Source organism: Streptococcus sanguinis (assembly GCF_019929145.1).
Classification (GTDB): Bacteria; Bacillota; Bacilli; order Lactobacillales; family Streptococcaceae; genus Streptococcus; species Streptococcus sanguinis_U.
Genome location: NZ_JAHZOW010000002.1, coordinates 181,011 through 195,766, shown reverse-complemented (window position 1 = coordinate 195,766; position 14,756 = coordinate 181,011). Strand labels below are relative to the sequence as shown.

The following is a 14,756-nucleotide window of genomic DNA, read 5'->3' as shown; positions in this document are numbered from 1 at the left end:
GAAGGCGAGTGCCTTTAGCTCATTTCCTCTATTATATCACCAAAACCCGCTTTTTCGTTTTTTAAACCAGCAATTCCTGACTAACGTTCGGAAAACATCCAGTTCGATCAGCTATTTTCTGGAATATTTCAGAAAATAAATTGTGGAAATTTTTAGAAAATTCAACTTTTTTCTTTACAAGGTAAAAAAAGTCTGCTATAATGTTCCATGTAATAAAATATGACATTTAAAAGATGCCTGTTTTAAAGATTTAAACACATCCTCGTCATACAAGCTACAAGCAGCTTCCGACAGGATGGTTTACTATTTTATTTAAAGGAGAATGACAGATGACAACTGCTAAAGAATATATCCAAAGCACTTTCGAGACCGTAAAAGCCCGCAACGGACACGAGGCAGAATTCCTCCAAGCTGTTGAAGAGTTTCTCAATACTCTGGAACCCGTTTTCGAAAAACACCCAGAATACATTGAAGAAAACATCCTAGCGCGTATTACTGAGCCTGAACGCGTTATCAGCTTCCGTGTTCCTTGGGTAGACCGCGAAGGTAACGTACAAGTCAACCGTGGTTACCGCGTTCAATTCAACTCAGCAGTTGGTCCTTATAAAGGCGGTCTTCGTTTCCACCCAACTGTAAACCAAGGTATCTTGAAATTCCTCGGATTTGAGCAAATCTTTAAAAATGTCTTGACAGGCTTGCCAATCGGCGGTGGTAAAGGCGGATCTGACTTTGATCCCAAAGGTAAGACTGATGCTGAAGTGATGCGCTTCTGCCAAAGCTTTATGACTGAATTGCAAAAATACATCGGCCCATCTCTTGATGTCCCAGCTGGTGATATTGGTGTCGGCGGTCGTGAAATCGGCTACCTCTACGGTCAATACAAACGCCTCAATCAATTCGATGCAGGTGTCTTGACTGGTAAACCCCTTGGATTTGGTGGCAGCTTGATTCGTCCAGAAGCAACTGGCTACGGTTTGGTTTACTATACCGAAGAAATGCTCAAGGCTAACGGCCAAAGCTTTGCTGGCAAGAAGGTGGTTATTTCCGGTTCTGGTAACGTAGCCCAATACGCTCTTCAAAAAGCAACTGAGCTTGGTGCAACTGTTATCTCTGTTTCTGACTCAAACGGTTATGTTATCGATGAAAACGGTATTGACTTCGATCTTTTGGTTGATGTCAAAGAAAAACGCCGCGCTCGCTTGACAGAATATGCTGCTGAAAAAGCAAGTGCTACTTACCATGAAGGTTCTGTATGGACTTACGCTGAGAAATATGACATCGCTCTGCCATGTGCGACACAAAATGAAATCAATGGCGAAGCTGCCAAACGCTTGGTAGCTCAAGGAATTATCTGTGTATCTGAAGGTGCCAATATGCCGAGCGACCTGGATGCTATCGCAATTTACAAAGAGAATGGCATCTTCTACGGACCTGCTAAAGCTGCCAATGCTGGTGGTGTAGCTGTATCTGCTCTGGAAATGAGCCAAAACAGCCTTCGTCTGTCATGGACTCGCGAAGAAGTTGACGGACGTTTGAAAGATATCATGACCAACATCTTCAACACAGCTAAGACTACCGCTGAAACTTACGGACTTGGCAAAGACTACCTGGCTGGTGCTAACATCGCGGCCTTCGAAAACGTAGCAAATGCTATGATTGCGCAAGGTGTAGTTTAACTGAACGATACATCCTATCGGAGGACAAATGATGAACTTACGGCCGATGGAAGTGAGAGACAATCCAGCTGTAGCGCAACTCATTCGAACTAGCCTAGAAGAATTCGGGCTTGACAAACCAGGAACTGTCTACTTTGATTCTCATCTAGATCATTTGGCCGACTACTATCAACAGCAAGAGAGGGCAGCTTACTTTGTTCTGGAAGATGAAGATCAGCTGGTTGGCTGTGGTGGCTTTGCACCTGTGTCCGATAAGATTGCTGAATTACAAAAACTGTATGTCACTAAAAATAGCCGTGGCAAAGGTTATTCCAGTAGTTTGATAAAGCGGATATTCCAGGAAGCCCGTCTAGCTGGTTATGAACAGCTTTATCTAGAAACCTCTACTGAACTGGTTACGGCTGTGGCCATCTATCAGCACTATGGTTTTACATCACTGCAACAACCACTTTCTAACGCTGCTGGCCACCCGGCTATGAATATCTGGATGATAAAATCCCTCTTATCAGATGAATAGATGTCAGTATACTCTGGCTGTCTCAAGAACATCATGACCAGCATCCCCAACACAGATAAAACTACCGTTGAAACTTACGGACTTAGCAAAGACTATCTGGCTGGTGCTAATATCGCTGCCTTCAAAAACGTAGCCAAAGCTATGATTGCTCAAGGATTTGTTTAAGCACTATCAAACTAGAATAAATCCGACTGCTTTTATAAGCAGTCGGATTTTTATATATCTAATTTTTCAAAAAATTTGCCTGCTACCTGCTTTTCTTTTAGCTTCTCTAACAGCTTATTCTCCAGGAAAGGACTTAGTTCGTCAAAATCTTGACAAACCTTAAAGACAGTTTCTCTGTCCAACTGGCCATAAGTTAGTTCGTAATAATCCTTCTTATGATGCCAGTTCTGGTCATAGTTGACATCTGTCCGTTGATAGTAAACAATGTTTTGCTTCGGTGTCAGGTAAATCTTCTGTGTCAAAATGCTTTTCTGATCTTTGGAGAGCTTGCTGCGGCTGAAAATTTTAACACCTTGAAAAATCTTACGCTCGTGGATACCTTGATTTGTGACTTTTAACTCAATTCTTTTATAATGCATACTATCACCTCCAGAAATCACCTACATTATATCAAGTTTTGACAGATTTTCAAGCAAAAGTGTCATTTCCAAAAGTCTTTAGTAGCTTCTAAAATCTCTGCCGTCGGTGTTACTGTCGCTTCAATAATGCTCTTGCCAGTCTTTTTCAGATAAGCTTGTATCAAATGATAGCCATAAGCATAGCCCGCAGCATAAGGCATTCCAACTGGTATCTGACCCTGTATCTCTGCAATTTCATCACCGTAGAGATATGGAGCCATTTCCGCCATCCCCGTTAGCTGAAGCTGACTTGAGATGATGGGCTTAATCTCTTCTAACTGCTCTGGACTGGTTGAAGTGACCCAAGGTCCAATGAGCTCCTTGCCATAGAGCTCAGCAGCAAAGGACTCTGCCAATCCTTCACTAACTACCCAGTCTGCTAGTGTCGTCTGCTGGTTCCATTTGATAAATTGGAAGCGGACATTATGGTTGCACTCGTGAGCCAACGCAGCCTGCACACGTGGTAAAGTATAGTCATTTGGCAGCAGACTAAGCATGAGGTAGCCTGGAATTCCTCCATCTCCGCTGTAACCTTTATTGAGCTGTAGCATAGGTTTTTCTGGATTGCCCAATAAAATAGTAAAATAGTAATCCTCAACCTCTAAATCATAGCCAGCTTGCTCAAAAAGACCGATACTCCTCTTGATGGTATCTTGACAATTTTGCCAGAGTTGATCAGAGCTCAGAGCATCAATAGCCGGCCTATCCTTTTCTGACAGAGTGCCGGGTAGCTGATTCATAAAACCAAGTAGGAACAAGGCATCAAATCCTCCGGGATACTTCGCTTTCAGAGGAATGTGCTGAGTTTGGTATTTAAGAGCAAATGGAGCGAGTATTTTCGCCCGAAAACAGCCCTCTCTCTTTTCCAAGGGCAATTCGAGCATCTCTTGATAAACTTTATCCGAACGAATCATATTGATTTTCATGGTAATCTCCTTTTCTAATTTCCACCAGTATACACCCTCCTCTAAGGTCAGAGTCAAGAAAAAGATTTGAAACTTTTGTCTCAAATCCTCTTTTATCTATACAGTTTGTTATCTCCATTTTCAAATCTAGTGCGGAAAGTAGCAAAGACATTAGAGTAATAGGTTAATTTTCCCTATTGCTCCTTCTTTTTCTCTTGCTTTGTCTTGTTTTTCTCCTTTTGCCACTTAGCATTTTCGTAGGTCACAGTATAGGTATCCTCATCGCCGCCTTCCCCGTCAAATACTAAGTCAAAGCGGATAGACTTCCCTGGCGCCAGATTGGTGCCGATTTGTGTATTGTCAAAGGTTGAGCCATCCAAAATATAGACATTTTCTTTCTTGTCATAGAGTCCAAAGTCATAAGGACTGACCAGAATGGGCTTTTTAGAAGTATTTTCAACCGTGATAGTCGCAACGACAGCTACCCCTGTTGACTCATCGCTCATGACTCTCTTGCTGTCTTCCACTGCCGAATGAACTGTCACCTTGAGTCCACTGGAAAATTCAACTGTTTTCTCAAAAGCATGGCTGGAATAGGTCTCTAAAGGCGAGTTATGGTAGCCTGTGAGAGACTTGAGATGGTCATTTTCCTCCATAAGGCCAATCGTAGTGATGACGAGGAGAATGCTGAGCAAGGCCAGAAGAAAGATGATAATACCAGACACCAGAGCCGCCCAAAAGAGCCCCTGCTTGTGGAGAGGACGTTTTAAACGGTAAACACGATTGTCCTCACTGACAATTTCCTGCTGAATTCGCTGATTCATATGGACCTTTCTAATCAATAGTTACTTGCCTTTTGAAAGAGGTCCAAGCGTCGGAAGCTCAATCCCCTCTCGCAAAAGCGCTTCATGGTAAAGGCGGTAGAAGATATGGTAAATGGAAACCTGCATGCCACCTTGTACGATCATGCTGATCCGGAAGTTGAACTGGCCATTTGAAGCCATCTGCGGCCCCAAGACATCCGGTTCCTTGAGAATCTCGGGATGTTCTGGCACAGCTTCTTCATTGACCTTGGAAATGATACGGTAAATCTCGTCCAAATCCGTCTGGGCATAAAGCGGAATGTCAATCAGAACCCGCATATCTCCACGAGACAGATTACTGACAACCATGATATTGCGGTTGGGAACAAAATGAAGCGTTCCGTCTGCGTCCCGTACCTGCGTCGTCCGAATCCCGACACTGATTACTGTTCCAGCGATGTTGATAGAGCCGTTAGTCAGGCGAACATTGTCACCAACATCTAACTGGCGCTCGAGAAGAATAAAGAAACCATTGACTAGATCCGATAAGAAGCCCTGAGCTCCCATCCCAATAGCTACACCAACAATTCCCGCACCAGCCAAAAGACTGGAAACCGGCAGTCCCAAGATGGATAAAACCCAGTAAATCAAGAGGAAATACAAGACATAATTAAGCAGATTCTCAATCAGCCGAGTAATGGTTTTCTGTCTGGCTACATCCTGCTTGGATAGCTTGAGAGAGGGAGCAATGATCTTGGTCACTGACAAATGCAGGATTTTCTTAACGATGTAAAATAAGATAAAAAGCAGAAGTAAAGAGACCAGCTTGGAAAAAAGGTCATCTGCAATCTTGCTCCAGTCAAACTGCTGGATATAACGGGAAAAGACATTTCCGGTCTTAGACATAGGCTACCTCCAAAAAGATTACTACCATTATACCACAAAGACCAATCTGCATGGACATAGAATGGTTAGCATCACCTAGCATTGCTTTCACCCCCTTCCTATCGTATAATAAAATAAGTATCTAAGACAAGAAAGGAACTTACATGGTCCATCGCTTCATCACTATTTGGAATAAAACCAATCTAATCAAGCGGATTTCCATTGGTATTGGCATTGGTGTCCTGCTGGCTGTCATCTTCCCCCAAGCACAGGCCATTGGACTTCTGGGCCAAATCTTCGTTGGCGGCCTCAAGGCCATCGCTCCGCTCCTAGTCTTCGCTCTGGTGGCAAACGCCCTGTCTCAACAGCAGAAAGGGCAAAAGAGCAATATGAAGACAGTCATCTTGCTCTATCTTCTGGGAACCTTTGCGGCGGCCTTGGTAGCGGTTCTGGTCAACTTTTTCTTTCCCATTAGTATAGAGTTGGCTTCGTCCTCCCAAAAGGTTTCCCCTCCAGATGGAATCGGACAAGTCCTCAGCAATCTTCTGCTTCAGCTGGTGGACAATCCCGTCAACGCCCTCATCACTGCTAACTATATTGGTATCCTGTCCTGGGCTGTCATCTTTGGAATTGCCATGCGAGAAGCTAGCCACCACAGCAAGGAACTGCTGCAGACCTTGGCAGATATCACTTCTAAGATTGTCGAGTGGATTATCAATCTAGCCCCTCTTGGCATTTTAGGCCTGGTCTACACGACCATTTCCGGCAAAGGCTTCCAGGCTCTAAAAAGCTATGGTATCCTGCTGCTGGTCTTGATAGCCAGCATGCTGATTGTCGCTCTGGTTATTAATCCTTTGATTAGCTTTATCATGCTGCGGAAAAATCCCTATCCCTTGGTCTGGCGCTGTTTACGAGTCAGTGGTGTGACTGCCTTTTTCACGCGCAGCTCAGCGGCTAACATCCCCGTCAATATGAAACTCTGTCGGGATCTAGGACTCAATCCAGAGACCTACTCGGTCTCTATTCCTCTGGGGGCTACTATCAATATGGCAGGAGCTGCCATCACTATCAACACCCTGACCTTGGCTGCTGTCAATACGCTGGGTATCCGGGTTGACTTTGGCACAGCTCTAGTTCTCAGTGTCGTAGCGGCAATTTCTGCTTGCGGGGCTTCCGGCGTAGCTGGCGGGTCTCTCCTGCTCATTCCGGTCGCCTGCAGCCTCTTTGGGATTTCCAATGATTTGGCCATGCAGGTAGTCAGCGTCGGCTTCGTTATCGGTGTCATTCAGGACTCCTGCGAGACAGCCCTCAACTCTTCTACTGACGTTCTCTTTACAGCTGTGGCCGAGATGAGCAACTGGCCAAAAGAAAAACGTTATTAATTTCGACAAAAAACCTCTAGACTTCCACCATTACGGAAAGCTAGAGGTTTTTTATGTGCGAAAGTTAGTTCTTTCGACGCTTGTCAAAATATTTCTTCGTTTCACTGATGACAATAGGAGAAAGTGCTAGGAGAGCGATTAAGTTCGGCAAGGCCATGAGGGCATTAACAATATCTGCAAGAATCCAGACCGCCTCTAGACCCACAAAGCCACCGAGAACAATCATAAGGACAAATAGCAAGCGATAAACGCGGATATAGCGCACCCCAAAGAGAAATTCAAAACAGCGCTCACCATAGTAGTTCCAGCCCAAGATAGTCGTAAAGGCAAACAGAACTAGAAAGACTGAAAGCAGAACCGGACCAAAATTAGCAAAAACACTCGCAAAGGCTGCTTGGGTAAGAGACACACCATTGAGATTGCCATCCCAGACTCCTGTGATTAAAATCGTCAATCCTGTCAGGCTACAGATAATCAGGGTGTCGATAAAGGTTCCGGTCATGGAAATCAAGCCCTGTTCTACCGGTTCCTTGGTCCGAGCTGCCGCCGCTGCAATGGGCGCTGATCCCAAGCCAGATTCATTGGAAAAAACTCCACGCGCGACCCCGTTTTGAATTGCCATCTGGATGGTGGCACCGGCAAAGCCACCGACAGCAGCTGTCTGACTAAAAGCTGAGCTAAAGACTAGCTGGAGAGTGGGCAGCAGACGATCTAGATTGACCGCTAAGACAGTCACAGTCCCCAAGATATAAATAGCCGCCATAAAGGGCACAACCTTGGTCGATACTCGAGCAATAGACTGGATGCCGCTGAAAATAACCAGAGCCACCAAAATAGCCAAGATAGAAGCTGTCACAGCTGGAGGCAGCTGAATGATATTCTGCATGGCCTCTGTGATGGAATTGACCTGCGTAAAGGTCCCAATCCCCAAGAGAGCCACCAAGATACCAGCTATTGCAAAAAAGATAGCCAACGGGCGCCACTTCTCGCCCATCCCTAGTAAGATATAGTGCATGGGTCCGCCCGCCATAGCACCATGAGCATCCTTGCGGCGGTACTTGATAGCTAAGAGGCCCTCGGCATACTTCGTCGCCATTCCAAAGAAAGCAGCTACCCACATCCAGAAGAGGGCCCCCGGCCCACCGGTTTTAATGGCAGTTGCCACTCCGATAATATTTCCCGTTCCCACAGTCGCGGCCAGAGCTGTACAGAGAGCCGCAAAGCTGGAGACATCGCCCTGATGCTCCTCGTCTGATACAAAGATTAGCCGAAAGGCACGCGGAAGAAGAAAAATCTGCAGCAAGCCTAGACGCAGACTGAGATAGATACCAGTACCAACCAGCAAAATGAGCAGGGGCGGACCCCAAACAAAAGAATCCAGACGATTCAATATTTCCAACATGATATAAGCTCCTTTTCACACCGAGAAAAAGAAAGAGCACATGCAAAACATGTACTCTGGATGTGCTGGAGTAGGGAAATCCCTGCCTCTTCGCTCTGTCCTTTTACCTGAGAGTTTGAGCGGTTCTAAACCGCCTTGCCCCTTCGGTGCCATTCATGGTCTCTCCAGAGTTCCGTCCATTTCACAGTCAGAGGCCCCGCCTCTTTCTGAAAAACTTCGTTCGGTGTTGATTATTAATTTTCTATTATTCTAAAAGAACATTCGCTTTTTGTCAATATTTTATAAAAATTTTTAAGCATGTAAACGTTTTTTGATACAAAAAAAGAAGCCCAGAGGCTTCTTGCTTAGCTTAATTCGGCGATAATAGCCTTGAGCTGGTCTTTGGTATGAACACCTGCGACTTGCTTAACTACTTGACCATCTTTCTTGAACAGAAGGGTCGGAATGGACATAATGCCAAATTCACGGGCAGTATTTGGATTTTCATCCACATCCATTTTAAGGATTTTCAGTTCGTCCTCATGAACTTCCCCTGCCAACTGCTCCAAGATAGGCGCCTGCATACGGCATGGACCGCACCAAGTTGCCCAAAAGTCAATCAGAACCAATCCGTCTTTTGTTTCTTCCGCGAATGTTGCATCTGTAACTGCTGCTACCATAAATCTTCTCCTTTAAATAGCTTACTTTTGATAACATTTTACACCAAAAGCTAGAGAAAGAAAAATATTTGCTACGGGTAGACCTTAGTCGCTCAGTGAGAAATGGTTGGTCATGAGATTGCTGGCATCCAAGAGAACTTTCTCCAAGAGCTGGTCTGTCGCTTCTTGCACCTTGTCGCTTATGGCTTGATTTTCAGCTTCAAAGTCAACAGCCTCCCCCTTGGCCAGAGCTCGGTCTACCCGACCAATCATTTCATGACCCCAGGCCATGGTCTTTTCCTGATAATCATCCAAATCTCTGACATGACTGCTAAAATGAGCATCAGCCAACCCAGCAATGAGTCGATTAGCCCAGTAGAAGGAATCCGTCGAAACCTTGTCTGTCGTGTTGGCAAAGTAGTCTGGCGTTGTTGAGACTTGAGTAAAGAAAGGAACAGCTGTATTGTAAGGCATGGAGCCGTAGGATAGCCATTGGATACCAGTCGTTTCCTGCGGTTGATTAGGGCGCAGCTGCAAGATGGCTGTCTGACTGGTCCGATTGATCCCAATAGTCCGAAAGGCCCGTCTGCTGTGGTGGTCTCCCTCTGCTCCGTAAGGATCATAAGGCGAATCCTGATAGTGGCTGCTCAGGACATACTTGACATCTTCGATTGTAATCTTGCGGTATGGCTTGCGGCACCATGGGATGAAGAAACTCCTTGGATCTTGCTCCGCTTCTGGATTGAGAAAACGCTGGATATCCCAAGCTCGCGGCGTATTGTAATGGCGGTCCTTATCCTTCTGGCTACCAAAAGCATAGCGCGGATTGAAGCCTTCATCTGATAAATTCAGATTGAGATGGTTTTCCTTAATAAAGTTTTTAAGATTTGGATGACAGAGGAAGTGCTCTGGATTGTCAAATTCAAAATAATCACTGCCTAGCTGATTGGGATTGGTCACATAGGCATCATCTGGCACGCGCCGCGCCATCCAATGGTGACCACCAATGGTTTCCAGCCACCAGATTTCATTGACATCTGAGATTGCAATTCCATTGGACTCATAAGTGCCGTACTTCTCTAGGATTTTCCCTAGACGAAGAACCCCTTCGCGAGCTGTTTTGATATAGGGAAGAACCAACGTAAGGATATCTTCCTCGCTGATACCTGACTCTACCAAAGGATCAGCCCCCAGCACGCGGCTATTGGTCGTAATCGTTTCCGTTGCGCTGACAGCAACATTATAACTGTTAATCCCAGCAGCTCCCCAAATCCCATCCTTGGGAACTGCATCTGGCACTGCCGTATAGCGGACTGGATTATCTGGCAGATCCATCTCAAAAGACGTCAAAACAGACTGATAATGACGGGGCTGGTCTTGTGGTTCCACTACAACAAATTTCTTGGGCGTAAAGACCCCGTTTTGTGAATCCTCTGTACGAGCCACAATGGTTGAACCGTCGTAACTGGCCTTCTTGCCCACCAAAATAGTCGTGCAGGAATCTGATAAATAATTAAATTTCATGGCTTATCTCTCCAATCTATTATACGCCTACATTATAGCACAAAAAATGGCTTAACCAGCCATTTTTCTTTATACTTCTTACTTAAAGATCACAATCGTTGCACCGCTGCCGCCGGCATTTTGTGGAGCATAGCCGAAGGACTTGACGTGCTTGTTGCGGCGGAGGTATTTTGTCACTCCTTCACGGATGACGCCGGTCCCGATACCGTGAATAATATCCACCTGAGCCATATTATTGAGGAGAGCCTGATCGATAAAGGCATCCAGATCTTCCATGGCCTCTTCGTAGCGTTTACCTCGCAGATCCAGTCTAGCTTTCGGTCCAGCAGTATTGGACCGTTTGACCACATTGACCTGCTTGCGCTTAGGCTGCTGCTCCTTTTCAGCCTTGAGTAAGTTAAACTCCTGCTCTTCTAGAGTCATCTTGATAAGACCGACCTGAGCTTCCCAACGGCCGTCCTTGAGCTGCTTGACCAAGGTTCCCCGTTGACCATAGCTTGTCACCAGAATATCATCTCCCACCTTGGGCGCCCGATTTTTCTTGGCCTGCTTGAGCACCTTATTCTTTGATAAATCAACCGTTTCTGGTGCCAACTTTTTAAGCTGAGACTTGGCTTCAATAATCTCATGCGGTTTGAGACTGGACTTGTCATGAAGATTTTTGAGAATGCTCTCACTCTCTGACAAAGCCAAATCAACGATTTCCTGAGCTTCCAACCGTGCCTTATTGAGCTCGGTTTCCTTTTCTCGGTTAAACTCATTGTAAAGTTTTTTGAGGGCTCGGTTAAATTTGAGATTTTCTTGCTCCACCTCGCGGATATTATCCAAGCGCTTGCGACTTTCTAGAGTTTGCTCCTCTAGGCGCTCAATAATCCGATTGACATCACTGTCTGTGTCGGTCTGCTCTTGGGCATGACCAACGATAACTTCCGACAAGCCCAAACGTCGAGCAATTTCAAAGGCATTGGAGCGGCCAGGCACTCCCTGCATAAAGCGATAGGTCGGCCGTAAACTATCTGTATCAAATTCCATGCTAGCATTTTCCACCCAGTCCGTCTCAATCCCATAGGCTTTGAGCTCAGGATAATGGGTCGTTGCCATGGTTTTAATCTGCCTTAGCCGCAAATCTTCCAAGATAGCAATAGCCAGAGCTGCACCCTCTTGCGGGTCAGTCCCAGCTCCCAGCTCATCCAGCAGAACCAAACTCTCGCTATCAACCTGCTCTAAAATAGAGACGATATTGGTCATGTGACTGGAGAAAGTCGACAGACTCTGCTCAATGGACTGCTCATCACCAATGTCTGCAAAAATCTGACTAAAAATCCCGACACGGCTCCCCTTGTCCGCCAGAATCGGCAATCCTGACTGGGCCATGATCTGAGCCAAGCCTAAGGTCTTCAGCATGATGGTCTTACCACCGGTATTAGGCCCAGTAATGACAATCTCTGTCAAATCAGGCCCGAAATACAAGTCATTAGCCACTGCATTTTCAATCAGGGGATGGCGGACACTAAGCAGTTGGATATCCTGCTCTTCTGACAGGTCTGGCACCACCGCTCCCGTCTCCTGCATGAAGCGGACCTTGGCACGCACCAGATCCAGATGTCCGATAATCCAAGCATTGTTGGCAATTTCAGCTGCATGGGGACGGAAGAGGTCTGATAATTCTTGCAAAATCCGCTGAATTTCATAACGCTCGTCCGCCCGACTGCTGGCAATTTCTTCGTTGAGGTTGACAACTGCTCTAGGCTCGATATAGACGGTATTGCCGCTGGCTGAAATATCGTGAACCACACCAGAAATGCGGTTGCGATAGGTATTTTTCACAGGCAGCACATTGCGACCATTCCGGCTAGCCACTACCTGATCAGCCAGCATCTCTCCCTTGTTTTTGAGAATCTCCTGCAGAATTTCCCGCACCTGGTTTTCATTTTCTTGAATCTTTCGGCGGATACGGCTCAAATTTTCGCTGGCAAAGCTTTCGATAAAACCGCCATCATTCACAGCTTGCAGGCTTCCTTGTAGCTTAGGGAACACAGCCAGATTCTCAAACAGACGGTCCAGCTTTTCCAAGTGCACATTTTCCAAGTCCTCATAAAAGGACTTGAGCTCCTGAGTCACAGCCAAGACGCGCTTGAGAGCCAAAAACTCCTCAATATTCAAGTCACTCTCCAGCTCTAAGCGCTTGGTCAAGGCAGTAATATCCTGGGTCGCAGCCAGACTAAAGTGCGGATGCTGCACAAAAATCTGCTGCATATCTGTCATTTCCAGAAAAGCCGAGGCCACCGTCTCCATCTTGCTGGTCGGCAAAAGCAGGCCCAGCTCCAGCTGCCCCTGCTCTGTCAAAAGATAGGGAGCAAAAAGTTCTTTAATCTTGCTAAATTCTAAGGTTTCTAAAATTTTTGTGTTCATAACTTTCTTTTCTAGTAAAAAAGAACCCAGCTAGCAGGCCAACTGAGTCGTCTTTTATCCGATAACTTGATTCACCCAGAGATCTTTGAGGATATTGGATGTGATAGGGGTATACTTGACAATAAAGCGAATCATGAAGCTGCTGTTGAGCCGCTCCTGAACCATCTCCATCGGCACCGTCGCTAAAATAGTCAGGCACATTCCCAAAACAAAAATAGAGATGCAAACAGAAATGGCTCCGCTGGTCACATTGTACCATTTGGTATCCAGCTTATTGGGGTAGGGAATCAGATTCGCAAAAATCCCCAAAAAGCGACCAAGGATGTAGACAGCCGTAAAAATAATAAGATAGGCCAAACCAGCATAAAAAACCTGGTCCAACTGAAAGAGCTGGGAGCTAGGGAAAAAATAGGTAGAAGAGCCCTGAGTCGCGCTGGCATAAGGCACCCAAAGGCTGATGAACTTAGCCAAACTCTTATAAAAAGCTCCAGCCACCAGCATGGAAACCATGGTCGCAGCAGCATAATAGCCCTGCAAAACAATACCACGCGAATAGCCGATATAAAAGCTCCAGGCCAATATTAGTAAAATAATAATAGAAAACATTATTTCTCCTCTATTTACCCGACTTTTCTCTCAAATCACTGAGCATTTTGTGACGAAAATCTTCTAGTTCTTTTTCTTTGTCATCAAACTCAATCTCGCGGCTGAGCTGAGTAGATAGGCTATTGACAGCCAGCAAAATCGCCAGAACTTCATCATCTGCTGCAGGCATTTGCTCTTTGATAGCCTTGTATTTTTCCTTTGCTACCCGTTCTACTTCTTCCATAAAGAGATTATCGTGTTCTGTTGTTAGAGTTAAGGTCTTGTTTCCAAATGTAAATTTATATCGATTCAAATTTGCCATAAAATCACCTCATTGTATTATATCAAAAAAGAAGCCCTTTGTCAGTTATAAAAACACTTGGAACTAGACAAGGACTCTCTTTTTCATCTTTTTTGACATTGCAAGCAGTGGTGCTTTCCTACAAAATTTTTGTAAGATTTTTAATCTTATGACTTTCGACTTTTCCTTTTTATGGTACAATAGGGGGTATGGAAAGTATCACCCTCAGTCCCAAACAGCAAGAAATTCAGGCTTTTGTTGAGAAATATCAGAGCCAGCTGGCTCCCAGCAAGAACCCACATATTCAACATTTCTTCCGGCTGGATCAGGCGACGGTCAGTGTCTTTAGCTCCGGAAAAGTTCTCTTTCAAGGGGCAAAAGCTGCTCACTACGCTGGCTTTTTTGGCCCTCAAGCAGACAAATCCAGTTCTAGTCCTGCTTCTCAGAATTTTGCCCTCATTGGGACAGATGAGGTCGGCAACGGCTCCTACTTTGGAGGACTAGCCGTCGTAGCTTCTTTCGTCACTCCAGGCCAGCACGACTTTCTAAGAAAACTGGGTGTTGGTGATTCTAAAACCTTGAACGATAGCAAAATTCGCCAACTGGCGCCGATCTTAAAAGAAAAGATTGTCCACCAAGCTCTGCTCTTATCGCCAGAGAAGTACAACGAAGTCATCGCTTCTGGCTACAACGCCGTCTCTGTCAAGGTAGCCTTACATAATCAAGCTATCTACCTACTGCTGCAGAAAGGCATCAATCCCGAAAAAATCGTCATCGATGCCTTTACCAGCCAGCAAAACTACAATAAATACCTAAAGCAGGAAAAGAATCATTTTCCAAATCCGGTAAGTCTGATTGAAAAGGCTGAAGGAAAGTTCCTAGCTGTTGCGGTCAGCTCTATTATCGCTCGCGACCTCTTTCTAGAAAACCTAGAAAACCTCAGCCAAGAGTTAGGCTATACCCTGCCTAGCGGAGCCGGAAGCAAGAGCGATCATGTTGCCAGCCAGATTCTTCAAGCCCACGGAATGGCCGGTCTGCAGCATTCTGCTAAACTCCACTTTAAAAATACTGAAAAAGCACAAAAACTTTTAGAAAGGTAACCT

At 45.4% G+C, this 14,756-nt stretch carries 14 protein-coding genes, 1 pseudogene and 1 riboswitch; of the genes and pseudogenes, 5 read left to right on the top strand and 10 right to left on the bottom strand.

Annotated elements, in window-relative coordinates; genetic code table 11:
* Nucleotides 1-329 precede the first annotated feature (329 nt).
* The 3 genes and pseudogenes from gdhA to K1I94_RS06695 form a co-directional block, all read left to right on the top strand.
* Nucleotides 330-1,676, top strand: coding sequence for an NADP-specific glutamate dehydrogenase (gdhA, locus tag K1I94_RS06705; RefSeq protein ID WP_223314832.1), 1,347 nt, complete (start codon nt 330-332; stop codon nt 1,674-1,676).
* A gap of 31 nt (nt 1,677-1,707) precedes the next feature.
* Nucleotides 1,708-2,193 (top strand): GNAT family N-acetyltransferase, encoded by a 486-nt coding sequence (locus K1I94_RS06700; RefSeq protein ID WP_223314949.1) that lies wholly within the window; start codon nt 1,708-1,710, stop codon nt 2,191-2,193.
* Nucleotides 2,194-2,208: 15 nt separating this feature from the next.
* Nucleotides 2,209-2,358: pseudogene (locus K1I94_RS06695) on the top strand (NADP oxidoreductase); the annotation flags it as partial.
* Between the two features lie 50 nt (nt 2,359-2,408).
* On the opposite strand, the gene K1I94_RS06690 reads toward K1I94_RS06695, so the two are convergent.
* The 4 genes from K1I94_RS06690 to K1I94_RS06675 all read right to left on the bottom strand — a co-directional run bounded on the left by K1I94_RS06690 (nt 2,409) and on the right by K1I94_RS06675 (nt 5,430).
* The gene (locus K1I94_RS06690; protein ID WP_223314831.1) at nt 2,409-2,777 is read right to left on the bottom strand and encodes an EXLDI protein; all 369 of its coding nucleotides are present in this window, start codon (nt 2,775-2,777) and stop codon (nt 2,409-2,411) included.
* Nucleotides 2,778-2,839: 62 nt separating this feature from the next.
* Entirely contained in the window at nt 2,840-3,742 is a 903-nt protein-coding gene (locus K1I94_RS06685) for a DUF2268 domain-containing protein (RefSeq protein ID WP_223314830.1), read from the bottom strand.
* Nucleotides 3,743-3,915: 173 nt separating this feature from the next.
* Nucleotides 3,916-4,545, bottom strand: a complete 630-nt coding sequence (locus K1I94_RS06680; RefSeq protein WP_223314829.1) for a DUF4352 domain-containing protein — start codon at nt 4,543-4,545, stop codon at nt 3,916-3,918.
* A 21-nt stretch (nt 4,546-4,566) separates the two neighbouring features.
* Nucleotides 4,567-5,430, bottom strand: coding sequence for a mechanosensitive ion channel family protein (locus K1I94_RS06675; RefSeq protein ID WP_223314828.1), 864 nt, complete (start codon nt 5,428-5,430; stop codon nt 4,567-4,569).
* A 143-nt stretch (nt 5,431-5,573) separates the two neighbouring features.
* On the opposite strand from K1I94_RS06675, the gene sstT reads away from it, so the two are divergent.
* Nucleotides 5,574-6,791 carry a serine/threonine transporter SstT gene (gene sstT, locus K1I94_RS06670; protein ID WP_223314827.1) on the top strand — a complete coding sequence of 406 codons (1,218 nt, stop codon included), beginning with the start codon at nt 5,574-5,576 and terminating at the stop codon, nt 6,789-6,791.
* Nucleotides 6,792-6,855: 64 nt separating this feature from the next.
* Here the strand turns inward: sstT and K1I94_RS06665 are convergent, their stop codons facing one another.
* The 6 genes from K1I94_RS06665 to K1I94_RS06640 form a co-directional block, all read right to left on the bottom strand.
* Complete coding sequence (locus tag K1I94_RS06665) at nt 6,856-8,193, bottom strand: alanine/glycine:cation symporter family protein (RefSeq protein WP_223314826.1); 1,338 nt, start codon at nt 8,191-8,193, stop codon at nt 6,856-6,858.
* 85 nt (nt 8,194-8,278) lie between these two features.
* Nucleotides 8,279-8,371: riboswitch (glycine riboswitch) on the bottom strand.
* A gap of 166 nt (nt 8,372-8,537) precedes the next feature.
* Nucleotides 8,538-8,852: a thioredoxin gene (trxA, locus tag K1I94_RS06660; RefSeq protein ID WP_002898369.1), complete on the bottom strand. Its 315-nt coding sequence runs from the start codon at nt 8,850-8,852 to the stop codon at nt 8,538-8,540.
* An 84-nt stretch (nt 8,853-8,936) separates the two neighbouring features.
* Nucleotides 8,937-10,355, bottom strand: coding sequence for a C69 family dipeptidase (locus K1I94_RS06655; RefSeq protein ID WP_223314825.1), 1,419 nt, complete (start codon nt 10,353-10,355; stop codon nt 8,937-8,939).
* Nucleotides 10,356-10,433: 78 nt separating this feature from the next.
* On the bottom strand, nt 10,434-12,767 hold the full coding sequence (locus K1I94_RS06650) for an endonuclease MutS2 (protein WP_223314824.1): 2,334 nt from the start codon (nt 12,765-12,767) through the stop codon (nt 10,434-10,436).
* Between the two features lie 54 nt (nt 12,768-12,821).
* A complete protein-coding gene (locus K1I94_RS06645; RefSeq protein WP_002898374.1) occupies nt 12,822-13,373 on the bottom strand; it encodes a CvpA family protein in 552 nt (183 codons plus the stop codon).
* A 10-nt stretch (nt 13,374-13,383) separates the two neighbouring features.
* Nucleotides 13,384-13,674 carry a hypothetical protein gene (locus K1I94_RS06640; protein ID WP_002896593.1) on the bottom strand — a complete coding sequence of 97 codons (291 nt, stop codon included), beginning with the start codon at nt 13,672-13,674 and terminating at the stop codon, nt 13,384-13,386.
* Nucleotides 13,675-13,862: 188 nt separating this feature from the next.
* Here K1I94_RS06640 and rnhC point away from each other — a divergent pair, with 188 nt between their 5' ends.
* Entirely contained in the window at nt 13,863-14,753 is an 891-nt protein-coding gene (rnhC, locus tag K1I94_RS06635; RefSeq protein WP_223314823.1) for a ribonuclease HIII, read from the top strand.
* The last annotated feature ends 3 nt before the right edge of the window (nt 14,754-14,756 follow it).

Bases quoted from the DNA above. Each gene is read 5' to 3' on its own strand.
- gdhA (WP_223314832.1), top strand. From the start codon at position 330: ATGACAACTGCTAAAGAATATATCCAAAGCACTTTCGAGACCGTAAAA.
- K1I94_RS06700 (WP_223314949.1), top strand. From the start codon at position 1,708: ATGAACTTACGGCCGATGGAAGTGAGAGACAATCCAGCTGTAGCGCAA.
- K1I94_RS06690 (WP_223314831.1), bottom strand. From the start codon at position 2,777: ATGCATTATAAAAGAATTGAGTTAAAAGTCACAAATCAAGGTATCCAC.
- K1I94_RS06685 (WP_223314830.1), bottom strand. From the start codon at position 3,742: ATGAAAATCAATATGATTCGTTCGGATAAAGTTTATCAAGAGATGCTC.
- K1I94_RS06680 (WP_223314829.1), bottom strand. From the start codon at position 4,545: ATGAATCAGCGAATTCAGCAGGAAATTGTCAGTGAGGACAATCGTGTT.
- K1I94_RS06675 (WP_223314828.1), bottom strand. From the start codon at position 5,430: ATGTCTAAGACCGGAAATGTCTTTTCCCGTTATATCCAGCAGTTTGAC.
- sstT (WP_223314827.1), top strand. From the start codon at position 5,574: ATGGTCCATCGCTTCATCACTATTTGGAATAAAACCAATCTAATCAAG.
- K1I94_RS06665 (WP_223314826.1), bottom strand. From the start codon at position 8,193: ATGTTGGAAATATTGAATCGTCTGGATTCTTTTGTTTGGGGTCCGCCC.
- trxA (WP_002898369.1), bottom strand. From the start codon at position 8,852: ATGGTAGCAGCAGTTACAGATGCAACATTCGCGGAAGAAACAAAAGAC.
- K1I94_RS06655 (WP_223314825.1), bottom strand. From the start codon at position 10,355: ATGAAATTTAATTATTTATCAGATTCCTGCACGACTATTTTGGTGGGC.
- K1I94_RS06650 (WP_223314824.1), bottom strand. From the start codon at position 12,767: ATGAACACAAAAATTTTAGAAACCTTAGAATTTAGCAAGATTAAAGAA.
- K1I94_RS06645 (WP_002898374.1), bottom strand. From the start codon at position 13,373: ATGTTTTCTATTATTATTTTACTAATATTGGCCTGGAGCTTTTATATC.
- K1I94_RS06640 (WP_002896593.1), bottom strand. From the start codon at position 13,674: ATGGCAAATTTGAATCGATATAAATTTACATTTGGAAACAAGACCTTA.
- rnhC (WP_223314823.1), top strand. From the start codon at position 13,863: ATGGAAAGTATCACCCTCAGTCCCAAACAGCAAGAAATTCAGGCTTTT.